The following is a 22,443-nucleotide window of genomic DNA, read 5'->3' on the forward strand; positions in this document are numbered from 1 at the left end:
GCGCGCGTCAGCCCGTGAACGCCCGCCGCACGGCGGGGAGTTCACGGGTCCACCACACCGCCAGTGCGGCCGCCGCGGGGAACTGCGGATCGGTCCGCCGGTCGCCGAGCTGGTAGCGCCAGGTGAGCATCCAGAAGTCGTTCAACCGCTCCCACCACACCCGGTGGACGGCCGCGGCCAGCTCCTCGGGGCCGGCCCCGCACACGCTCCGGTAGGCGTCGGCGTACGCGGCGACCTTCGTCAAGTCCAGCGTCCCGCAGGGGCGGACGAAGAAGATCGCGGCGGCGCGCACCGCCTCCTCGGCGCGGGGCTGCACGCCCAGCCGGTCCCAGTCGACGATCGCGGCCGGTTCGGCGCCGCGGTAGAGCACGTTCAGCGGGTGGAAGTCCCCGTGCACCCAGCCCGCCGCCGGCTCCGCGCCGGGGGCCGGCCGGCGGTGCGCCTGCCGCTCCAGCAGGGCCCGGCGCTCCAGGAGGCGGTGCTCGGCGAGCTCGTCGAAGCTGGTGCGCGGGCGGGCGCCGCGGGCCAGCGCCAGCAGTTCGTCGATCGTCTCGAAGGTCCGCTCGGGATCGGCGGCGGCGTCCGTACCGGGCGGCCGGGGCGGCGCCGGCTCGTCGGCCATCACCCGCTCCAACGTGGTGTGGACGAGCCCGAGCAGGGCGCCGAGCCGGCGCGACTGACCGGTGGTCAGCGCGGTGCCGCTGAGATGTCGGCCCTCGATCCACGGGTGCAGGGCGTAGCAGCGGCCGTCCAGGACGGTGAAGGTCCGGCCGTCGGTGCCGGTGACGGGCGGGACGACCGGCAGACCGCGGCCGGCCAGCCGGCGGGTGGCGCGGTGCTGGCGGGCGAGCGCGACGCGGTCGCCGTCGAGGTGGTGTTTGAGGAAGTAGCGGCCGCCGGTGGTCGCCAGGAAGTAGCCGTGGTTGAGCAGTCCTTCGGCGACGGGCTCGCAGGACAGTGGCGCCCCGGCACGGTCGTAGTGGCGCAACAGGGATCCGAGGGTGTCGCGGTCGGGCATCGCCGCCGACCGGACTACAGATGAGCGCAGCACGCGCCAGATGTTAGATCAACTTCGCCCAGTGGAGTGGGTGTTCCGGAAAGCCTTACAGAGGGTGTGCAAATCCGAAGACCGGGACGTCCGTGAGGTGATGCAGCGTCACGAACTCCGGCGCGACCCGCAGGTAGACCGGATCGTACGGTACCCCGTCGGCCAGCCGCGGGGTGCGGCCGAACAACTCCCGTTCCCCCGCGGTCGGTTCGATGACCCGGGCGGTCCCGGTGCACTGCACGGACCAGGTGTCGCGGGCGCCGCCGACGTTGTCCGCCTCGTACGCCACGACGCTGCCGTCCAGCGCCCGGTGGTAGTCGTAGCCGCGGTGCAGCCGCAGGAGCAGCCGGCCGTCGACGACGAGGTGCCGGGTCACGGTGGTGAAGGGGAGCGCCCGCCGGCTGGCCGACACCCGGCCGTAGGGGGTCGTGCTCAGCAGCTCGATGGCACGGAAGACGTCGGTGAGCATGGCCTCTAGGGTGCCCGGCCGGCGGGGCGTCGGATAGGGACGGCCGCCCCCGATCGACGGGACGTTGGTCCCTGCCGGCGGCCGCGGAATCGTCGGCTCCGCGGCCCTGCCCGGCGGGTGTGTGCGCTGCTCAGCGCCTTTCCGCCTGCCGCCGTGCGACATAGGCGGCGGCCTGCGAACGGCGTTCCATACCCAGCTTGGAAAGCAGGCTGGAAACGTAATTCTTGATCGTCTTTTCGGCGAGGTGAAGGCGTTCGCCGATTGCGCGATTGGTCAGTCCCTCCCCGATCAGATCGAGGATCTTGCGTTCCTGTTCGGTGAGGCTCGCCAGCCGGTCGTCGCTCTTGGTGGCGTTGCCGTCGCGAAGTCGTTCCAGGACGCGGGCGGTGGCCACCGGGTCGAGCAGCGACTTTCCGGCCGCCACGTCGCGGACGGCGGAGAGGAGTTCGCTGCCCCGGATCGCCTTGAGGACATAACCGGACGCACCGGCCATGATCGCGTCGAAGAGGGCCTCGTCATCGGCGAACGAGGTGAGCATCAGGCACTTGATGTCCTCGTTCTGCGAGCGGACCTCGCGGCAGACCTCGACGCCGCTGCCGTCCGGGAGCCGGACGTCGAGCACGGCCACGTCCGGACGGGTCGCCGGGATCCTGACCAGCGCATCGGCCGCGGTGCCGGCCTCGCCGACCACCTCGATGTCTTCCTCGACCGACAGCATTTCGTGGACACCCCGCCGGACCACTTCGTGGTCATCGAGCAGGAAAACCGTGATTTTTCCGTCTTCGCGCACCTTCCCAGTCTCACACATCAACTCTTCCCGTGCTCCAGGTCACCGATATAACGTGCCGTTGTCCCGGCGGCCTGCAACGCTGTGACCAGGAGTTGTTCCCAGCCTTCGCGATTTACTTGGAAATCCAAGCAAAATCGCAGGTCAGCGCCATTTCCACTTCGGCTTTGACAATGGGTAACGTGCAATGAGCAGGCCACTCCGGGGCGCTTTGTTCCACCCGGATCCGGCCGCGTTCGCACACACCCCGTGCGCCGTATCGGATACCGGGTGAGCCGCAAACGGCCACCGGCGGACCCCGGGGGCCGGACAGACGGAGGAGCAGCACGTGACCGTGGAAGGCACTGCCGAGCGGAAAACCGCCCGCGACGGCAGCAAGCGCACCACCGCCAAAAAGGCGACGACGAAAAAGGCGTCGCCGTCCAGGGCCAGGAACAGCGCCGGGCCGGACCAGGCGGAGCAGGACGAGCTCGTACAACTCCTGACCCCGGAAGGGATTCGGGTCGAGCACCCGGATTACGCGATCGACCTCACCGCCGAGGAACTGCGCGGGCTCTACCGCGACATGGTGCTCACCCGGCGGTTCGACGCCGAGGCGACCACCCTCCAGCGCCAGGGCGAACTGGGCCTGTGGGCCTCGCTGCTGGGCCAGGAGGCCGCCCAGATCGGCTCCGGCCGCGCGCTGCGCGACGACGACTACGTCTTCCCCACCTACCGGGAGCACGGCGTGGCCTGGTGCCGCGGCGTCGACCCGACGAACCTGCTGGGGATGTTCCGCGGCGTCAACCACGGCGGCTGGGATCCCAACAGCAACAACTTCCACCTCTACACCATCGTCATCGGCTCGCAGACGCTGCACGCGACCGGCTACGCGATGGGCGTGCAGAAGGACGGCGCCGATTCCGCGGTCATCGCGTATTTCGGTGACGGCGCCTCCAGCCAGGGCGACGTCGCCGAGTCCTTCACCTTCTCCGCGGTCTACAACGCCCCGGTCGTCTTCTTCTGCCAGAACAACCAGTGGGCGATCTCCGAGCGCACCGAGAAGCAGACCCGCGTCCCCCTCTACCAGCGCGCCCGGGGCTTCGGCTTCCCCGGCGTCCGGGTCGACGGCAACGACGTGCTGGCCTGTCTCGCGGTGACCAAGGCGGCGCTGGAGCGGGCGCGCACCGGCCAAGGCCCCATGCTCATCGAGGCGTTCACCTATCGGATGGGTGCCCACACCACCTCCGACGACCCGACGCGGTACCGCCCCGACGAGGAGACGCTGGCCTGGGAGGCCAAGGACCCGATCCTGCGGCTGCGGAAGTACCTGGAGGCTTCGGGGCTCGTCGACGACGCCTACCTCGCCGCGATCGAGGAGGAGAGCGACGTCCTGGGCAAGCGGGTCCGCGACGTCGTACGGGCGATGCCTGACCCGGATCACCTGGCGATCTTCGAGAACGTCTACGCCGACGGGCATGCGCTCGTCGATGAGGAGCGCGCGCAGTTCGCCGCCTACCAGGCGTCCTTCGCCGACGCCGACGCCGCCGCGGAGGGGAACTGACCATGGCCGTCCACGAGAAGATCACCATCGCCAAGGCGATCAACGCGTCGCTGCGGGCCTCCATGGAGGCCGACCCCAAGGTCCTCGTCATGGGTGAGGACGTCGGCAAGTTGGGCGGCGTCTTCCGCGTCACCGACGGCCTGCAGAAGGACTTCGGCGACGAGCGGGTGATCGACACCCCGCTTGCCGAGTCCGGCATCGTCGGCACCGCGATCGGCCTGGCCCTGCGCGGCTACCGCCCGGTCGTGGAGATCCAGTTCGACGGTTTCGTCTTCCCCGCCTACGACCAGATCGTCACCCAGCTCGCGAAGATGCACGCCCGGGCGCTGGGCAAGGTCAAGGTGCCGGTCGTCATCCGCATCCCCTACGCGGGCGGCATCGGCGCCGTCGAGCACCACTCCGAGTCGCCCGAGGCGCTGTTCGCGCACGTCGCCGGACTCAAGATCGTCTCTCCGTCGAACTCCTCCGACGCCTACTGGATGCTCCAGCAGGCCATCGCCGGCGACGACCCGGTCATCTACTTCGAGCCCAAGCGCCGTTACCACGACAAGTCGCGCCTGGACACCGAGTCGATCCCGGACCCGCTGCACAAGGCGCGGATCACCAGGCCCGGCTCCGACCTCACGCTGGCCGCCTACGGCCCGATGGTGAAGGTCTGCGAGGACGTCGCCAAGGTCGCGGCCGAGGAGGGCAAGTCGGTCGAGGTCGTCGACCTGCGCTCGATCTCCCCGATCGACTTCGACACCGTGCAGTCCTCGGTGGAGAAGACCGGCCGGCTGGTCGTCGTCCACGAGGCGCCGGTCTTCTTCGGTTCGGGTGCGGAGATCGCCGCCCGGATCACCGAGCGCTGCTTCTACCACCTGGAGGCTCCGGTGCTGCGGGTCGGCGGCTTCCACGCCCCCTATCCGCCGTCCAGGCTGGAGGACGAGTACCTTCCGGGACTGGACCGGGTGCTCGACGCCGTTGACCGCGCGTTGGCGTACTGAGGGTTGAGGGAGTCGTGACCATGACTGCAGGGACCGCCGGCGCCGCGAACGCGCAGCGCATCCGCGAGTTCAAGATGCCCGACGTGGGCGAGGGCCTCACCGAGGCCGAGATCCTCAAGTGGTACGTCAGGCCCGGTGACACCGTCACCGACGGCCAGGTCGTCTGCGAGGTGGAGACCGCCAAGGCCGCCGTCGAACTGCCCATCCCCTACGACGGGGTGGTGCACGCGGTGAACTTCGACGAGGGCACCACCGTCGACGTCGGCACGGTGATCATCGCCGTGGACACCGACCCGGGCGCCGGGCCCGTCCAGGGGCAGCCCGGTGCGGGCGAGGCGCCCGCCGACGCCGCGGAGGAGGACGCCGAGCCGCAGGGCCGGCAGGCGGTGCTGGTCGGCTACGGCGCCGCGCCGTCCTCGACCAAGCGCCGGGCGCGCAAGCCGCAGCCGGGCGCCGGCCCGCAGCCCGCAACGCGCGTTCCGCACGCGTCCGTTGGGGCCCCGTCGGAGCCGGTGACCGCCGGGCTCCAGGCGGAGCTGAACGGGCGGGGCGCGCCCGCTCCGGCCGCCACCGCAGTGGCCGTCGCGGAGCCGCCCGCGGTGCCCGCCGCCGGGCGGCCGCTGGCCAAGCCCCCGGTCCGCAAGCTGGCCAAGGACCTGGGCATCGATCTGGCGATGGTCGTCCCGACCGGGCCGGGTGGCGTCATCACCCGCGACGACGTCCACGCCGCGGTGGCTCCGGTCGAGGCGGCGCCGGCCGTCGCGCCGACCGCGCCCGCGGTGGGAGTTCCGGCAGCGGCGGCCGCCGTCGGTGCCTTCGACGCGGCCCGCGAGCGTCGGGTGCCCGTCAAGGGCGTGCGCAAGGCCACCGCGCAGGCGATGGTCGCCAGCGCCTTCACCGCGCCGCACGTCACGGAGTTCATCACCGTCGACGTGACCCGCACGATGAAGCTCGTCCAGGAGCTCAAGCAGGACCCGGACATGGCCGGGCTGCGGGTCAACCCGCTGCTGCTGGTCGCCAAGGCGTTCCTGGTCGCCCTCAAGCGCCACCCGGAGGCCAACGCCGCCTGGGACGAGGCGAATCAGGAGATCGTCTACAAGGACTACATCAACCTCGGGATCGCGGCGGCCACCCCGCGCGGCCTGATCGTCCCGAACATCAAGGACGCGGGCACGAAGGCGCTACCCCAGCTCGCCGCGGAACTGGGCGAGTTGGTGGCCACCGCGCGCGAGGGCAAGACCACCCCGGCGGCGATGTCCGGCGGCACGGTCACCATCACCAACGTCGGCGTCTTCGGTGTCGACACCGGCACCCCGATCCTCAACCCCGGGGAGTCGGCGATCCTGGCCTTCGGCGCGATCAAGCTCCAGCCGTGGGTCCACAAGGGCAGGGTCAAGGCGCGGCAGGTCACCACGCTCGCGCTCTCCTTCGATCACCGCCTGATCGACGGTGAGTTGGGCTCCAAGCTGCTCGCGGACATCGCGGCGGTCCTGGAGCGGCCCAAGCGCCTGATCACCTGGGGCTGAGCCAGATCGGCAGCAGGGGCGCCGTTTCACGTGAAACCGTCGGTGAGTTTCACGTGAAACGGCGCCCCGTTCTTCGTTGTTGGTGGCGGCCTCCGGTCGGCCACTCAGCCCCGGATGAGCTCGACCGCGCGGCTGAGGTGCGCCAACGGGCCGGTCGGGGCGGACGGGTCGACCTGTGCGGCGCCACGGGTCAGCGCGGCGCCCGCCCACACGGCGGCGACGATCAGCGCCAGCACGGTGGCGTTGCGGGTGCGGCGGCCGGTGTGCGTCCTGGTCTGCATGTCAACTCCCCTTGTCCGACGGGGCCTCTCGGCTCCCTGTCTCCATTCACCCATGGATTCCGGGCCGTTCCCTACGCGTCAGGTACGGATCCGCGTACGCCTTGAGGTGGACCCCGGTCCCCCGGAGGTCCCTCTTTCGTTAGCGCCGGGCATCCGTCGGAAAGGGTTTGCCGCCGTCGGCGGGGCTGTTTACGGTCGGCGAAATGAGGAGTCACACGATCATCCGCCGCTATCGGGACGAGGACCAGGGCGCGGTGTGCGACCTGTGGTCCCGGGCAGCGCGGCAGGCGCATCCGTTCATCGAGGGGGAGGGCCGGGGAGAACGGGCCCGGCTCCTCCGCGAGGTGTACCTGGTCCGGGCCGAGAACTGGGTCGCCGAGCGCGAGGGGACCGTCGTCGGGCTGCTCCGGCTCCTGGCCGGCGACGAGGGCCGGGGCGGTGCCGAGATCGGTGGACTGTTCGTGGCGCCGGAGGCGCAGGGGGCGGGCATCGGCCGGGAACTGGTGGAGCACGCGGCCGCCCGGTGCGGGGCGCTGACCCTGGAGGTCTTCGAGGAGAGCGCCCGGGCCCGGCGGTTCTGCGCGCACCTGGGGTTCACGGAGCGCGGGCGGCGGATCGACGAGCGGACCGGCCACCCGCTGATCGTCGCGGCACGCGAGGCACCGCTGCGGTCGGTGTCCTGGCTGCACGTGCGCGACGGGCGGCTGCTGAGCGTGCGGACGCGGGGGAACGACACCTTCTACCTCCCGGGCGGCAAGTACGAACCGGGGGAGACCGCACGGGAGGCGCTCTCGCGGGAGCTCTCCGAGGAACTCGGACTGCGCATCCCCGCCGAGGAGTTGTCGGAGGAGTTCGTCGTCCACGACTTCGCGCACGGCAAGAACGGCCGCCGGCTGCACATGACCTGCTTCGTCGGCGGACCCCAGGACATCGAGCCCGCCCTGGGCCGGGAGATCGCCGAGTACGCGTGGTTCGACCGCGCGGAGTCCTGGGAGCGCTGCGCGCCCGCCCACCGGCAGGTGGTGGACCGGCTGATCGCGCAGGGGCGCATGCGGGGCTGAGGGATGGCCGGCCGGGGCCCCGCCGCGGGCGGCGGCCGGCCCCGCATAACGCCTCTACCAGGACAAACATCTCGTTGATCGTCCGCATCGCGGAATGGTTCACCGTTCGCCTTTCTGTTGTATCTATCCTGTGTGCATGCCATCAGCGTCCGCGCCCACCGCCCCCGCGAGGGAGTCCGGTACCGCCAAACCACCGCCCGCCGCCGAGCGGGTCTACACCCACATCAAGGACGCCGTCCTGGACCGCCGTTACGAGGGCGGGATGCTGCTCACCGAGGGGGAGCTCGCCGACGCCGTCGGGGTCTCCCGGACCCCGGTGCGCGAGGCGCTGCTGCGCCTTGAGGTCGAGGGGCTGATCAAGCTCTACCCGAAGAAGGGCGCGCTGGTCCTGCCGGTCTCCGCACAGGAGATCGCCGACGTCGTCGAGACCCGGCTGCTGGTGGAGAAGCACGCGGCGGCCAAGGCCGTGCCCGCCGCCGGTGCGCTGATCGACGAACTGAACGCGCTGGTGGAGACGATGCGGGAGCAGGCCGCCGCGGGCGACCTGGCAGCCCTGTCGGCCACCGACCGGGCGTTCCACGCGGCCATCGTGCGCAGCGCAGGCAACCAGATCCTGGACCGGCTCTACGAGCAACTGCGCGACCGGCAACTGCGGATGGGCGTCGCGGTGATGCACTCCCACCCCGACCGGATCGCCAAGAACATCACCGAGCACACCGAAATCCTCGACGCGCTGCGGGCCGGTGACGCCGACGCGGCCACCGACGCCGTGCAGCGACACGTCAGTTGGGCCCGCAATCTCGCGCGGGGGGACGAACGATGAGTGGCCGTACCGATGGCGCCGCCGGAGGCGAGAGTTCCACCGGCAGCGGCATAGGAGGCGGCGGCGCCCGGCTGCTGCCCTCGGACCCGCCCGGCGGCCGCAAGGCCATTGCCGTCTGGGGCATCGGCGTCGCCGTCTACTTCGTCGCGATCACCTACCGCACCAGTCTCGGCGTGGCCGGCCTGGACGCCGCGCACCGCTTCCACATCAACGCCTCGGCGCTGTCCACCTTCTCGATCCTGCAACTGCTGGTCTACGCGGGCATGCAGATACCCGTCGGCCTACTGGTCGACCGGCTGGGCGCGAAGAAGGTCCTCGCCCTCGGCGCGATCCTCTACACCCTGGGACAGTTCGGCTTCGCGTTCTCGGACTCGTACGGCATGGCGCTCGGTTCGCGGGCGCTGCTGGGCTGCGGTGACGCGATGACCTTCATCAGCGTGCTGCGGCTGGGCTCGCGGTGGTTCCCGGCCCGTCGCGGCCCGATGATCGCGCAGATCGCCGCCCTGGTCGGGATGGCCGGCAACCTGGTCTCCACGCTCGTCCTGGCGCGGCTGCTGCACACCTTCGGCTGGAGCGCGACGTTCGCCAGCAGCGCCCTGGGCGGCATCGTCGTGCTGGTCCTGCTGCTGGCCTTCCTCAAGGACCACCCCGAGGGCTTCGCCCCACCGCCGGCGCCCCGCGAGCACAACGGTGCCGCGTTCGTGCGCCGGCAGATCCTGGACGCCTGGCGCGAGCCCGGCACCCGGCTGGGCATGTGGGTGCACTTCACCACCCAGTTCCCGGCGATGGTCTTCCTGCTGCTGTGGGGCCTGCCGTTCCTCGTGGAGGCCCAAGGGCTCTCCCGCGGCACCGCCGGCGAACTGCTCACCCTCGTCGTGCTCTCCAACATGGCCGTCGGCCTGGTCTACGGGCAGATCATCGCCCGCCACCACGCGGCCCGGCTGCCGCTGGCGTTGGGCACCGTCGCGGCCACCGCGCTGCTGTGGGCACTCACCCTGTGCTGGCCCACCGCCCACGCGCCCATGGCGCTGCTGGTCGTGCTCTGTGTGGTGCTGGGCGCCTGTGGCCCCGCCTCGATGATCGGCTTCGACTTCGCCCGGCCGGCCAACCCGGCGGAGCGCCAGGGCACCGCGTCCGGCATCGTCAACATGGGCGGCTTCACCGCCTCGATGACCACGCTGCTCGCCATCGGCGTCCTGCTCGACGCCACCGGCGACAACTACCGGATCGCCTTCGCCTCGGTCTTCGCGCTGGAGGCCATCGGGGTCTCGCAGATCCTCCGGCTGCGTCGACGGGCGGTGCAGCGCGAGCAGGAACGGCTGGTCGTCAGCAGGGTCGAGGCCGTTCACGTCCCCGCCTGAGGCGGCCGCCACCGACGTCGTTCGTGACATCCCCGTCCACTGCTTCCCGGTGGCGGGGATGCCATCTCCCCGCGTTCAACGATCAGTTGACGGGGGAGGCCGGGGTTCGCGGTTTCACGTGAAACAACGGGGTGTTTCACGTGAAACGGCTAACTCCCGCCCCGCGCAGGAGGATTGAGCGGCGGGAGGCCGCACTCCGTGTCTCCTCGCGTCGCCGCGGGGCCCGTTACGGCGTCACCGCGATGTTGTCGAGGATGGCCTGGGCCAGCTCGTGGTCACCGTCGATCTTGATCTGGTCGCCGAGGACGGACGGCCGGATCCGGCCGCAGGCCAGCCGGTGGAAGGCGTCCCAGTCCATCGTCAGCGTCACCGTCGGGCCCAGCGAGACGCTGCCGTCGACGGTGGCCTTCCCCTCGGCGTCCACCCGGACCGTGCGCATGAACTCCACCGGACCGCTGACGTCGAAGACCACCGTCGAACGGGCCGGCGCCTTCGCGCGGTTGGTGACGATCCCGGGCAGCACCCGGACCAGCAGGTCGCGCGTCACCAGGGCACCGGGGGAGTCGAGGTTGCCCGGCTCACCGAGCGCCCGGCGCAGGTCCTGCTCGTGTGCCCAGACGTCGAACGCCCGCTGCTCCAGGACGAATTCCAGGGTGCGTTCCTCGCCGAGCGCGCTGCGCACCACGGTGTCCGGCTGGCGGGTCTCGTTCCGCAGCTGCCGGGAGCGCCGAATGACGGTGTACTCCAGCTCGCTGAGCATCTCCGGCGCGGTGTGGTGCCGGCGGACGTCGACCTGGACCTCCATCCGACGGGCCGACTCGCTGCGCACGTGGTACAGGTCGCGGGGCAGCGTGTGGATCGGCCGGGGGTCGCCCAGCATCTCGCATTCCAGACCGATGACGTGGGAGACGATGTCGCGCACGGACCAACCTGGCAGGTCCGTCGCCCGGCTCCACTCACCCTCGACGAGCGGCGTCACCAACTCGGTTATCGCTTCTATGGAATGCGTCCAGGCGTCGATGGAGGACTGAAGGCTGGGATGGACGGTCACGGGACCCCTCGAACGGTTCGTACGCGGGCTGCTGTCTGGCAGTTAAGTTACGCTGCGCACGGGCACCCCTGCAGTGCTTTCGGGTGACCATCGTAGGCCGATGTTTGACGACGGGGCCGTTCGAAAGTGCTGCCGCTGGTACTGTGCGCGATTCGTTGGTCCTGAGGGGTGCGGAGCCGGCGAAACCGGTCAATTCGCCCCCGATGCAGGGGGCTTGACCGGCCGTCGATGCGCCCTCACTCGCCCTCGCGCTCCCGCTCCGCCATCCTGATCACGGACACCGCCACCGCGATCAGCAGCGCCGGGTCCGCGTCCTCCCGCACGACGTTGACCGCGTAGGTGTGGCGGACGGTCAGCCAGCGCCGGGAGATCTCGGCGAGGAGCTCACCGTCGTACTCGACCGCGAACTCCCGGTCCAGGATCTTGCCACTGACGTCCAGCTCGGTGCCGTCGACCAGTTCGACGCGGTAGTGGTGGCGCAGCAGTGACAGCCGCTTGCGTTTGATCGTGGCCAGCGGCTGGTCCTCGCGCTCGATGGTCATCGCATCGCGCAGGCTGAACATCTTCTTGCGGATGGTGATCAACACCCGCCGCTCGGTGTCCTTGAGCTCGAAGGTCTCCCGCAGCCGCATCGCCTTCCCGTCCACGAGGAAGGCGTGCCGGCCGTGATCGTCGTCGACCCAGTAGTCGTCGCCGATGCCGAAGATCCGGTCGTGCACGAAGTACTTGCGGGGGCGCGGGGAGTGGTCCCCGTGGGAGTGCGACATGGGGTGACGCATTCCCCACGGCCCCTGCGGAATGCGTGTGCGGCGGAGTGACGTTGAATGTCCACATGGCTTCACGTGCGCGCGTCCGGGCCCCCGAGCTGATCGGCAAGGGCGGCTGGCTCAACACCGGCGGAAATGACCTCACCCTCTCTGACCTGCGAGGACGCGTTGTCATCCTCGATTTCTGGACGTTCTGCTGTGTGAACTGTCTGCACGTTCTGGATGAGCTACGCGAGTTGGAGGAGCGCCACCGCGACTCGGTCGTGATCATCGGCGTGCACTCCCCGAAGTTCGTGCACGAGGCCGAGCACCAGGCGGTGGTGGACGCCGTCGAGCGGTACGGCGTGGAGCACCCCGTGCTCGACGACCCCGACCTCGCGACCTGGAAGCAGTACGCGGTGCGGGCCTGGCCGACGCTGGTGGTGATCGATCCCGAGGGCTATGTCGTGGCCCAGCACGCGGGCGAGGGCCATGCGCACGCCATCGAGCGGCTGGTCGAGGAGCTGATCGCCGAGCACTCCGAGAAGGGCACGCTGCGCCGGGGCGACGGCCCCTACGTCCCGCCGGAGCCGGTCGCCACCGACCTCCGCTTCCCCGGCAAGGCCGTGCGGCTGCCCGGCGGCACCTTCCTGGTGTCCGACACCACCCGGCACCAGCTGGTGGAACTGGCGGCCGACGGCGAGCAGGTGGTGCGGCGGATCGGGTCCGGTGAGCGCGGGCTCGGCCCGGACTCCTTCAACGAGCCGCAGGGGCTGGCGCTGCTGCCCGACGGCCGGGTCGCCGTCGCGGACACCGTCAACCACGCCATCCGGGTCCTCGACCCCGCGACCGGCGCCCTGGAGACCGTGGCCGGTACGGGCAAGCAATGGTGGCAGGGCTCGCCGACCTCCGGCCCGGCCCGCGAGGTGGACCTCTCCTCGCCGTGGGACCTCGCCTGGTGGCAGGACCGGCTGTGGATCGCGATGGCCGGGGTCCACCAGATCTGGACCTACGACCCGGCCGACGGCACGGTCGCGGTGGCGGCCGGCACCACCAACGAGGGGCTGGTCGACGGCCCGGCGGCGGAGGCGTGGTTCGCCCAGCCTTCCGGGCTCGCGGCGGCCGGCGACCGGCTGTGGATCGCCGACTCGGAGACCAGCGCGGTGCGCTGGATCGAGCGGGGGACGAGCGGCGACGGCGACGCCCCCGGTGACGGCTATGTGGTCCGCACCGCCGTCGGCACCGGGCTCTTCGACTTCGGGCACCGCGACGGCGCCGCCGAACAGGCGCTGCTCCAGCACCCGTTGGGCGTGACCGCGCTGCCCGACGGCTCGGTCGCCGTCGCCGACACCTACAACCACGCGTTGCGCCGCTTCGACCCGGCCAGCGGCGAGGTGACCACGCTCGCGACCGATCTGCGCGAGCCCTCCGCGGCGGTCCTCGTCGACGACGACATCGTGGTGGTGGAGTCCGCGCGGCACCGGCTGACCCGGCTGCGGCTTCCGGAGGAGGCGGTGCGGGTCGCCGCGGTGGCCCACCGCACCCAGCGCGCCGCCACCGACATCGCCCCCGGCACGCTCCGGCTGGACGTGGTCTTCCAGGCCCCGGCCGGCCAGAAGCTGGACACCCGCTACGGCCCGTCGACGCGGCTGCTGGTCAGCGTCACCCCGCCGGAGCTGCTCGCCGACGGCGCCGGAGCGGGCACCGATCTCGCGCGGGACCTGGTCCTCGCGGACGGCGTGACCGAGGGCGTGCTGCACGTCTCGGCGATGGCCGCGTCCTGCGACGACGCCCCGGACATCGAGTACCCGGCCTGCCATGTGCACCAGCAGGACTGGGGCGTTCCGGTCCGGATCACCGAGGGCGGCGCGGCCCGGCTGGGGCTCGTCCTGGCGGGGCTGGACGCGCAGTAGCCCCGACCGGAGCGGCCGGGGTCACCGCGGAGCGACGACCCGGGGCCGGCGCGCGGCATCAACTGCCGACGCCGGCCTCGGTGCTCTTCCGCGACGTCGAGGAGCCGCTGTGGCAGCCGGTCAGGGCCAGCGAGCCGGCTCCGTCAGAAGCGCCCTAGTCCCGGCACCGCGGCAGCCCGTTGTCCAGTTGTTCCGGCCGGACGCGGATGCCCGGCATCCAGGCCGGGCCGCCGTCGCGGTCGACCCGGAACCAGATGCTGCTGTGCCCGCCCGCCTCGTCGGTGACGGTGAGCCCGTCGGCGATCTTGCAGATCGCGTGCAGCGCATCGCCGTGCCACACATGGCCCACGATGTTGGGCCGCAGATACGGCGCGTAGGGATCGCGCGCCAGCCCGAGCGCGCAGTAGTCGGTGCGGCTGTGCTGGCAGGCCCGCTCGACGTTGTTGACGGTGATCTGGGCGGAGCCGGTGGCCAGGCCTTCCGCGGTGTCCACCTGACCGCCGGCGTCCGAGCCGGTCAGCGCCAGCACGGTGAACGCGGCCCCGGCCAGCACGGCGACGGTGCCGAGCCCGGCGAGCAGCAGTCGCAGCCGACGCCGCCCGGGCGCCGCCTCCGCCGGATCCACCCGCGCCGGCTCCTCCGCGCCCTGCGCGTCGTCGGCGCTCGGGTCGACCTCGGCGCCGGACACCGAGGCGGGCTCCGGCGCCTCGTCCGCCGCCTCCTGGGCGCGGTGCAGCAGCTCCACCAGCCCGGGCAGCCGGTCCTCGCCCGTGAACGAGAGCTTGCACCACTGCACCAGCAGCCGCTCGTCGGGCAGGCTCTGGCCGCGGAGGTAACGCGAGAGGGACGATCTGCTGGCGGGTAGTCGGCTCGCCAACTCCTGGAGGCTGTAGCCGAGTTCCCCGTGCATGCGACGTAGGGCGGCGACGAAGTCCCGTATGGGACCGGCGAGTTCTGCGGGGAGTGGGGCCAGGGGCTTGCGGCGGATGTTCGTGACGCGTTTTTCGTGGCCAGGCACGTCTGGCATTCCAGCACAGCGGACATGCGCGCGCGAGGGGCACTTCCGCTCCCCTGTGACGGAAGTGCCCCTCGTTACGCGATCCGGAACGAACGCGGACCGTTCAGTGACGTTTCACGTGAAACAGCGCGCCGTTGACCGCGATTGCCGCGGCCCGGATGCGAGGGACGGGCCGGTGGTCCTCGACGCCTTCAGTCGCCGAAGACCACCGGCCGGTAGGGCTTGAACTCGGCGTCGCCGCCCGGCAGTCCGTAGGTCAGGCTCCGGTGGTCGGTGCCATGGCCGCCGCGCTGCTCGAAGGCCGTGTACGAGGTGTGCGCGGCGTCGTTCCACTTCTCGAAGATGACGACGTGTCGGTGGTCGCCGTCGCCGGTCGCGTCGATGAGGAGGTCGCCTCCCCGCAACGCGCCCAGCGCAATGGGCCGGGCGAGGTCGCGGTCGGTGGCCAGCCCCACGGTGTTGGTGCCCGGCGTCGACAGCCCGAGGGCCATCGACACATAGCCGGAGCAGTCCTGCCGGTAGCCGTCCTTCCAGACCTCGGACTGGCTGTACGGGACCTGTGCGCCGTTGTCGGCGGTCAGCCAGGTCGCGGCGCGCGCCAACATCTCCTGACGGGAGCGGCCGGGCTGCGGCGGTGGGCCCCCTTGGACCGGTATGTCGGGCAGCCGGTCCTGGGGTATGGCCACCGCGACCACGGTGACGAAGCCGTTCACCGGCCCGGTGAGGTGCGCCATGTACGTCGAGCAGGCGTCGCCCTCGCAGACCCGGTGGCCGGTGTCGACCTGGTAGTCGACGGCGATCCGGTCCCGGCCCGGCCCCGAGGTGTTGAGCATCCCGACGGCGGGGGACCCGGTGTCGGCGGCGGTGTGCACCACCCAACGCGTGCCCCAGGTCGGGAAGGTGTCCGCCGCGGCCCGCGGCGTTCCGCCCCCGGCGCCGTGCGCGACCCCGGCGATCCCGGTGACCGTCAGACCGGCCGCGGCGACCGCGGGAACCGCCCGGCGCAGCAGCGGCCGACGCGACGCACAGGCCGTGCCCGTCGCGGGGGTTGTGCCGTCCCCCGGCTGCGTGGTGCCGTGTCCGTCCATGCCGATGACCCTCCGAAACGTCGGTCGCCGTGCGGTCCTGGTGCTCCGTTCGCCGCGACGGAGACCATGGTGGGGCGGGATGCGGGCCGTCGGCCGCCAACCACTCCACCATGGGACGCACTTCGCCTCCCACAAGGCCCTGACCTGCCAAGACATGCCACGGGACAAGCGATTCCGGGACATCGCGCGGGGCCGGGTGGGACATGACGGGACGGTCGCGGGCGGACGAGGAGGCCACCCGGGCGGCGAACGAAAGGAAAAGGGCGCCCGCTGGGGGAGTCGCGGGCGCCCTGCTTCAGGGGCGGCGGATCGCCTGCCGGGCGGCGGCCCGGATCACCAGGAGGCCGCCGTGTTCGGGTCCGTCTGCCAGTACGTCACCCGCGCACTGTCGTCGATGTACGACGAGCCGCCCGGCAGCGCCACCTTCGCGGCACCGCCGAAGCTCCCCTGGCCGTCGCGGCGGGCGAGGCTGACGGAGAGCGAGGTCGCCTTGCGGCCGTGCCCGGCACCGTCGGCACCCGACAGCAGCACCGCGGCGTAGCCGGACTCGCCCGGCGCCAGCGTGACCACCGACTGCGGTGTGCTGTCCGGCAGTTCGGCCACCGCCGCCTGGTCCTCGTCGAACTGCAGGACGGGCGCGGCGTAGAGGTCGCAGGCGACGCCGGAGGTGTTGGTGGCCTGGAGCATCAGGTGGTTGATCGGGCGGGTCAACGGCTTCGCGACGATGCGGATCTTCGCGGCGTCGCAGCTTGTCCGCCGGCTGCCGGAGCCCTTGCCCCGCTCGGCGGCGGACGGCGCGGCACCGCCCGACGTCTTGTGCGTCCCGGCGCCCGCCGCACCGTCCTTGCCGTGGTTGCCGCCCTTGCCCACCGTGCCGCCGTTGGCCGTGTCCACCGAGGCGTTGGTGTCCTGCCCGCCCCGCGCGCCGTTGGCCGCCGGGTCCTTGGAGTCCTGCGGAGCCGGGTCGAACGGCTTGGCTTCGCTGGTCTTCAGCGGGTTGTCCTGGCCGCAGGCCGTGAGCGTGAGTGCGGCGACCGCGGTCAGCCCGGCCGCGGCGATCCGCAGCGTACGGCGGCGGGCGGCCCGGGGCGCGCGGGCGGTGGTGGCGTCGGTGCGAGGCATATCCGGTCTCCCCCGGTCGACGGGGCGGTGGCGCGCCCCACGGTGCGGCCCTGCCTGTCCGGCCCGGCCTGGTCTGTCCTGTGGTCTGTCCACAAGACTGCCCAGCGCCGCTGCCGTGCGACTAACGCCCGCCTAACGCCCGCCCCCCGCGGCGGCCGGGCTCAGCCGGCCCCACCGCCCGGACGTCCACCCGGCCCGCCGGGCTCCGGCCCGCCGTCGCCCTCCCGTCGCCGTCCGCCTTCCCCGTTCGCGTCCCGGGCGAAGAGCTGGGTCAGCGCGCTGATCGTGTAGACGTCGGTGGCCTCCTCGTCCACCAGGTGCATCTCCGCGAGCCGTTCGAGCGCGTCCTGGGTCCGCTCCTGGTCGTACCCGGCGAGCGCCGCGGCCGCCGACGCGTTGAGGTGGCCGTCGGGGCTGTTCGCCAGCGCCCTCAGCAGCCGGGCGTCGTCCGCGGACAGCCGGGCGACGGACATCCGCAGCGCCGCCGCGATGCCGGTGTCCTCCGCCGACAGCAGCGCCAGCCGCCGCCGTTCGTCGCGCAGCGCCGAGGCCAGCCGGGCCAGCCGCCAGCGCGGTCGGGCGGTCAACTGGGCGGCCGCGGCCCGCAGCGCCAGCGGCAACCCGTCGCACAGATCCACCAGTTCGCGGGCCGCGGCCGGATCCTCCGCGACCCGATCCGGCCCGAGCATGGCGCCGAGCAGCGCCGTGCCCTCCGCGTGCCCCATGGCCTGGAGTCCCACCGGCCGGGCGCAGTCCGTGGCGACCAGCCCGTCGAGCCGGCTGCGGCTGGTGACGACCGTGGCGCAGTGCGGGCCGCCGGGCAGCAGCGTGCGCACCTGCGCCGAACTCCGCGCGTTGTCCAGGACGACCAGCAGCCGGCGCTCGGCTACCAGCGAGCGGAACAGCGCCGAGGCGGCCTGCGCGGAGCCCGGCACCCGCTCCGGCGGAGTGCCGAGCGCCAGCAGGAAGTCGCGCAGGATCTCGGCCGGCGCGGCCTCGTCGCCCTCCCCGAACCCACGGAGATCGGCGAAGAGTTGGCCGTCGGGGAAGGCACCGGCATGCAGATGCGCCCACTGCACCGCGCACGCGGTCTTGCCGACCCCGGCCGGGCCCACGACCACCGCCAGCGGGCTCTCCCCGGTCGTGCGGTCCGCCAACGCCTCGGACAGCGCGCCCAGTTGACCCTCGCGCCCCAGGAAGCGGGCCGGCGGCCTGGGCAGCAGCCGGGGGGCGGCACCGGCCCTGTTCCGGCCGGCCTCCGCACCCGCCGCCGGACCGGCGTCGCCGGCCGCGGCCCCCTTGGCGGGGGTCGGCGCGTCGCCGTCCTGTTTCACGTGAAACGTGCGCGGGTCGACCGGGGTGGCCGCCGGCGCGCTGGCCTTCCGGTCCCCGTCCGCCTCGGCCCGGAGGATCTCCTCGTACGCCGTGCGCAACCGCTCCCCCGGATCGACCCCCAACTCCTCGCTGAGCAAACGCCGGGTGCGGTGGTACCACTCCAGCGCGTCGGACTGCCGTCCGGTCCGGAACAGCGCCCGCATCAGCGCGGCGATCAGCCCCTCCCGCAGGGGGTGGTTGACGGCCGCGGAGTACAGGACGGCCGCGGCCTGTTCGTGGTCGCCGAGCGCCCCGTGCGCCCGGGCCAGCGCCTCCACCGCGGAGAGCCTGCGTTCCTCCAGCGCGTGCGCGGCGGCCGCGAAGGGCGGGCTGGTGACCGTGCCGGTCAGCGCCGGCCCGCGCCACAGTCCCAGCGCCTCCCGCAGCAGCGGGATCGCGTCGGACGGCGCGGCCTCCGGGCGGGCCAGCGCGACCAGTTCACCGAACCGGTGGGCGTCGATCAACTCCTCGGGCAGCCGCAGCAGATAGGCCGAGCCGTGGGTGGCCAACTCGATGCCGTACGCCTCCGCGCCGCCCGTGGCGAGCGTGGCGCGCAGCCGCGAGACGTGCCCCTGCACGACCGTGCGGGCGTGTTCGGGCGGTTCGTCCTCCCACAGGGAGTCGATCAACTGCTCAAGCGGGACGGTGGTGTTGGGCTGGAGAAGCAGCAGCGCCAGCACACTGCGCCGTTTGGCGGGCCCGAGCGGCAGCTCCGCGGAGCCGCTCAGCACGGAGATCGGGCCGAGCAGTGAGAATTCCAACTCAGCTCTCCAGGAAGGCCGTGAGGGCGTTCGCGAGCAGATACGGGTCCTGGGCGCCGCACAGTTCGCGGGCCGAGTGCATGGACAGGATCGCGACGCCGATGTCGACGGTTCGGATGCCGTGCCGCGCCGCGGTGATCGGGCCGATCGTGGTGCCGCACGGCATCGCGTTGTGGGAGACGAAGGTCTGCCAGGGCACCCCGGCCCGTTCGCAGGCCGCGGCGAACACCGCCCGCCCGCTGCCGTCGGTGGCGTACCGCTGGTTGACGTTGACCTTCAGGATCGGCCCGCCGTTGGGCACCGGGTGGTGCCCCGGCTCGTGCCGGTCGCCGTAGTTGGGGTGGACCGCGTGTCCGGTGTCCGACGACAGGCAGACGGTGCCGGCGAAGGCCCGGGCGCGGTCCTCGTACGTGCCACCGCGGGCGAAGACCGACCGCTCCAGCACCGTGCCGAGCAGCGGGCCGTCCGCGCCGGTGTCCGACTGGCTGCCGTTCTCCTCGTGGTCGAAGGCGGCCAGCACCGGGATGGCGGTCAACTCGCCGCCGGCGGTGGCCGCGGCGATCAGCGCGGCCGTACCGGCGTGCACGGACAGCAGGTTGTCCATCCGCGGCCCGGCGACCAGTTCGCGGTCGCGGCCGAGGTAGGCGGGTGGCTCCACGCTGTGCACCATCAGGTCCCAGCCCTTGATGTCCCCGGCCGGAACCCCGAGTTCCTCGGCGACGAACGCGATCAGGTCGCCCTCGGCGACCTTGCCCAGGCCCCAAATAGGCGTCATATGGCGCTGTTTGTCCAGTTTGAGACCCTCGACGTTCACCGACCGGTCCAGATGCACGGCCAGTTGCGGCACGCGCAGCAGCGGCCGGTCCACGTGGACGAGCCGGTCGCTGCCGTCGCTCAACGTCACCCGGCCGCTGAGCCCCAGATCGCGGTCGAGCCAGGTGTTGAGCAGCGTCCCGCCGTAGATCTCGACGGCGATCTGCCGCCAGCCGTGGGCGCCGGTGTCCGGGATCGGTTTCACGCGGAGGTTGGGGGAGTCGGTGTGCGCCCCGACGATGCGGTACGGAGTGGCGGCGGTCGCGCCCTCGGGGACGTACCAGGCGATGAGTGCGCCGCCCCGCAGGACGTAGGCGCCGCCACTCCGGCCGTCCCACGCGTCGGTCTCCGCCACCTGACGGAAGCCGGCCTTCTCCAGCCGCTCCGCCGCGTTCGCCACCGCGTGGTACGGCGAGGGACTGGCGGCGAGGAAGGACATCAGGTCGTCGGTGTGGCCGCGGTCGAAGCGGGCGGAGTTGGTCATGGATTCAGCATAAGGAGCCAACTCCGCACTTCCGTGTGGTCCTAGGGCGCGACTCCATTGCCTTCCGGCCACGATTTTCGCATTCCGGAGCGGAACCGCCGTCGGCGCCGGCCGGATCCCGTCCCGATCGGTAGCAGGTGCACCGGTGGGCCCGTCCGCACCATCCGTCCCGACGCACTGGTGCCCGCCTCCCCGGGGGAGGAGGAGGCGGGCAGTTGTCAGTGTGTGCACTGATTCTGAGAGGTTTGTGAGAACCGGATGACGATCCGGGAACGGGCCCGGACCGTCACACCCCGGCGCACTCTTAGAACGCGGCTTCGTCGAGCTCCATCAGGGACTGGTCGACGGACTCGGCCAGCGCGCGCTGGACCGCGACGCCCGGCAGCACGTCGTGCGCGAAGAACTTCGCGGCGGCGATCTTGCCCGCGTAGAACGCCTTGTCCTTCGACGAGGCGCCGGCCAGCTTCTCGGTGGCCACCGCGGCGCCCTTGAGGAGCAGGTAGCCGACGACGACGTCACCGGAGGCCATCAGGAGGCGGGTGGTGTTCAGCCCGACCTTGTAGATGGACTTGACGTCCTTCTCGGTGGCGGCGAGGTCGGTCAGCATGGCGCCGACGATCGCCTCCAGGCCCTCGGCGGCCTTCGCCAGCTCGCCGCGCGCGCCCTCCAGTTCGGCGCCGCCCTCGGCGTCGGCCAGGAACTTCTTGATGGTCTCCGCGAGCCCGGTCAGCGCGGCGCCCTGGTTGCGGACGATCTTCCGGAAGAAGAAGTCCTGGCCTTGGATGGCGGTGGTGCCCTCGTAGAGGGTGTCGATCTTGGAGTCCCGGATGTACTGCTCGATCGGGTACTCCTGGAGGTAGCCGGAGCCACCGAAGGTCTGCAGCGACTGCGTGAGCTGCTCGTAGGACTTCTCCGAGCCGTAGCCCTTGACGATCGGCAGCAGCAGGTCGTTCAGCGCGTGCTCGGCGGAGGCGTCCTCGCCGGCGGTCTCCTTGACGAGGATCTCGTCCTGGACGGTCGCGGTGTAGAGCACCAGGGCGCGCATGCCCTCGGCGTACGCCTTCTGCGTCATCAGCGAGCGGCGCACGTCCGGGTGGTGGGTGATCGTCACACGCGGCGCGGACTTGTCGGTGAACGCCGCCAGGTCCGCGCCCTGCACGCGCTCCTTGGCGTACTCCAGGGCGTTGAGGTAGCCGGTGGAGAGGGTGGCTATCGCCTTGGTGCCGACCATCATCCGCGCGAACTCGATGATCCGGAACATCTGGCGGATGCCGTCGTGCTTCTCGCCGATCAGCCAGCCCTTGGCCGGGTGGCGGTCGCCGAAGGTCATCTCGCAGGTGTTGGACGCCTTCAGGCCCATCTTGTGCTCGACGTTGGTGGCGTAGACGCCGTTGCGCTCGCCCAACTCGCCGGTCTCGAAGTCGAATTCGTACTTCGGCACGAGGAAGAGCGACAGACCCTTGGTGCCCGGGCCGTGACCCTCGGGGCGGGCGAGGACGTAGTGGAGGATGTTGTCCGCCATGTCGTGCTCGCCGGACGTGATGAAGCGCTTGACGCCCTCGATGTGCCAGGAGCCGTCCTCCTGCTGCACCGCCTTGGTGCGGCCGGCGCCGACGTCCGAGCCGGCGTCGGGCTCGGTCAGCACCATGGTGGAGCCCCAGCCCTTGTCCACCGCGATCTTGGCGATGTGCTTCTGCTGCTCGGTGCCCTCCTCGAAGAGGACGCCGGCGAAGGCCGGGCCGGAGGCGTACATCCACACGGCAGGGTTCGACCCCAGGATGGTCTCGGCGAAGGCCCACAGGAGCGAGCGCGGCGAGGTGGTGCCGCCGATCTCCTCCGGGATGCCCAGGCGCCACCACTCGGCGTCCATGTACGCCTGGTAGCTCTTCTTGAAGGTGTCCGGCACCGGTGCGGTGTTGGTGTCCGGGTCGAAGACCGGGGGGTTCCGGTCGGCGTCGGCGTAGGAGTCGGCCAACTCGTTCTCCGACAGCCGGGCGATCTCGGAGAGCACGCTCTTGGCGGTGTCGACGTCCATCTCCGCGAACGGTCCGGTGCCGTACACGCTGTCACGGCCGAACACCTCGAAGAGGTTGAACTCGATGTCGCGGAGATTCGACTTGTAGTGCCCCATGGGTACGGCTCCGTTAAGGGTTCGGGAGGACCTCTGTCCGAGGAAGACCTCGACGCG

At 71.7% G+C, this 22,443-nt stretch carries 19 protein-coding genes; 7 read left to right on the forward strand and 12 right to left on the reverse strand.

Going from position 1 to position 22,443, the window contains the following annotated elements:
* Nucleotides 1-7: 7 nt before the first annotated feature.
* The 3 genes from PV796_RS20245 to PV796_RS20255 form a co-directional block, all read right to left on the reverse strand.
* Nucleotides 8-1,051, reverse strand: coding sequence for a phosphotransferase (locus PV796_RS20245; protein ID WP_274914708.1), 1,044 nt, complete (start codon nt 1,049-1,051; stop codon nt 8-10).
* Nucleotides 1,052-1,103: 52 nt separating this feature from the next.
* Nucleotides 1,104-1,517 (reverse strand): pyridoxamine 5'-phosphate oxidase family protein, encoded by a 414-nt coding sequence (locus PV796_RS20250; RefSeq protein ID WP_274914709.1) that lies wholly within the window; start codon nt 1,515-1,517, stop codon nt 1,104-1,106.
* Nucleotides 1,518-1,647: 130 nt separating this feature from the next.
* Nucleotides 1,648-2,307 (reverse strand): response regulator, encoded by a 660-nt coding sequence (locus PV796_RS20255; protein ID WP_274914710.1) that lies wholly within the window; start codon nt 2,305-2,307, stop codon nt 1,648-1,650.
* A 325-nt stretch (nt 2,308-2,632) separates the two neighbouring features.
* Here PV796_RS20255 and pdhA point away from each other — a divergent pair, with 325 nt between their 5' ends.
* From pdhA to PV796_RS20270, 3 genes are read left to right on the forward strand one after another with little or no spacing between them, the layout of a single operon-like run.
* Nucleotides 2,633-3,847, forward strand: coding sequence for a pyruvate dehydrogenase (acetyl-transferring) E1 component subunit alpha (pdhA, locus tag PV796_RS20260; RefSeq protein WP_274914711.1), 1,215 nt, complete (start codon nt 2,633-2,635; stop codon nt 3,845-3,847).
* Nucleotides 3,848-3,849: 2 nt separating this feature from the next.
* Entirely contained in the window at nt 3,850-4,833 is a 984-nt protein-coding gene (locus PV796_RS20265) for an alpha-ketoacid dehydrogenase subunit beta (RefSeq protein ID WP_274914712.1), read from the forward strand.
* A gap of 20 nt (nt 4,834-4,853) precedes the next feature.
* Entirely contained in the window at nt 4,854-6,359 is a 1,506-nt protein-coding gene (locus tag PV796_RS20270; protein WP_274914713.1) for a dihydrolipoamide acetyltransferase family protein, read from the forward strand.
* A gap of 104 nt (nt 6,360-6,463) precedes the next feature.
* Here PV796_RS20270 and PV796_RS20275 read toward each other — a convergent pair whose 3' ends face one another.
* Nucleotides 6,464-6,640, reverse strand: a complete 177-nt coding sequence (locus PV796_RS20275) for a hypothetical protein (RefSeq protein WP_274914714.1) — start codon at nt 6,638-6,640, stop codon at nt 6,464-6,466.
* A 203-nt stretch (nt 6,641-6,843) separates the two neighbouring features.
* Here PV796_RS20275 and PV796_RS20280 point away from each other — a divergent pair, with 203 nt between their 5' ends.
* From PV796_RS20280 to PV796_RS20290, 3 genes are all read left to right on the forward strand, one after another.
* Nucleotides 6,844-7,701: a GNAT family N-acetyltransferase gene (locus tag PV796_RS20280; RefSeq protein WP_274914715.1), complete on the forward strand. Its 858-nt coding sequence runs from the start codon at nt 6,844-6,846 to the stop codon at nt 7,699-7,701.
* A 136-nt stretch (nt 7,702-7,837) separates the two neighbouring features.
* Nucleotides 7,838-8,524, forward strand: a complete 687-nt coding sequence (locus PV796_RS20285; RefSeq protein WP_274914716.1) for a GntR family transcriptional regulator — start codon at nt 7,838-7,840, stop codon at nt 8,522-8,524.
* A 107-nt stretch (nt 8,525-8,631) separates the two neighbouring features.
* On the forward strand, nt 8,632-9,885 hold the full coding sequence (locus tag PV796_RS20290) for an MFS transporter (RefSeq protein ID WP_274919140.1): 1,254 nt from the start codon (nt 8,632-8,634) through the stop codon (nt 9,883-9,885).
* Nucleotides 9,886-10,111: 226 nt separating this feature from the next.
* Here PV796_RS20290 and PV796_RS20295 read toward each other — a convergent pair whose 3' ends face one another.
* Both PV796_RS20295 and PV796_RS20300 read right to left on the reverse strand, forming a co-directional pair.
* Entirely contained in the window at nt 10,112-10,936 is an 825-nt protein-coding gene (locus tag PV796_RS20295; RefSeq protein ID WP_274914717.1) for a maleylpyruvate isomerase family mycothiol-dependent enzyme, read from the reverse strand.
* Nucleotides 10,937-11,172: 236 nt separating this feature from the next.
* A complete protein-coding gene (locus PV796_RS20300) occupies nt 11,173-11,703 on the reverse strand; it encodes an LURP-one-related/scramblase family protein (RefSeq protein ID WP_274914718.1) in 531 nt (176 codons plus the stop codon).
* Nucleotides 11,704-11,768: 65 nt separating this feature from the next.
* On the opposite strand from PV796_RS20300, the gene PV796_RS20305 reads away from it, so the two are divergent.
* Nucleotides 11,769-13,595: an NHL domain-containing thioredoxin family protein gene (locus tag PV796_RS20305; protein WP_274914719.1), complete on the forward strand. Its 1,827-nt coding sequence runs from the start codon at nt 11,769-11,771 to the stop codon at nt 13,593-13,595.
* Between the two features lie 154 nt (nt 13,596-13,749).
* Here PV796_RS20305 and PV796_RS20310 read toward each other — a convergent pair whose 3' ends face one another.
* The 6 genes from PV796_RS20310 to PV796_RS20335 form a co-directional block, all read right to left on the reverse strand.
* Nucleotides 13,750-14,622, reverse strand: a complete 873-nt coding sequence (locus tag PV796_RS20310; RefSeq protein WP_446750611.1) for a helix-turn-helix domain-containing protein — start codon at nt 14,620-14,622, stop codon at nt 13,750-13,752.
* A 182-nt stretch (nt 14,623-14,804) separates the two neighbouring features.
* Entirely contained in the window at nt 14,805-15,701 is an 897-nt protein-coding gene (locus PV796_RS20315; RefSeq protein ID WP_274914721.1) for a hypothetical protein, read from the reverse strand.
* Nucleotides 15,702-16,034: 333 nt separating this feature from the next.
* A complete protein-coding gene (locus tag PV796_RS20320) occupies nt 16,035-16,823 on the reverse strand; it encodes a DUF4232 domain-containing protein (protein ID WP_274914722.1) in 789 nt (262 codons plus the stop codon).
* 161 nt (nt 16,824-16,984) lie between these two features.
* Nucleotides 16,985-18,958: an AfsR/SARP family transcriptional regulator gene (locus PV796_RS20325; protein WP_274914723.1), complete on the reverse strand. Its 1,974-nt coding sequence runs from the start codon at nt 18,956-18,958 to the stop codon at nt 16,985-16,987.
* A gap of 1 nt (nt 18,959) precedes the next feature.
* On the reverse strand, nt 18,960-20,255 hold the full coding sequence (locus PV796_RS20330) for a M18 family aminopeptidase (RefSeq protein WP_274914724.1): 1,296 nt from the start codon (nt 20,253-20,255) through the stop codon (nt 18,960-18,962).
* Nucleotides 20,256-20,559: 304 nt separating this feature from the next.
* Nucleotides 20,560-22,386, reverse strand: coding sequence for an acyl-CoA dehydrogenase (locus PV796_RS20335; RefSeq protein WP_274914725.1), 1,827 nt, complete (start codon nt 22,384-22,386; stop codon nt 20,560-20,562).
* Nucleotides 22,387-22,443 lie beyond the last annotated feature (57 nt).

The organism is Streptomyces sp. WZ-12 (genome assembly GCF_028898845.1).
Lineage (GTDB): Bacteria > Actinomycetota > Actinomycetes > Streptomycetales > Streptomycetaceae > Streptomyces.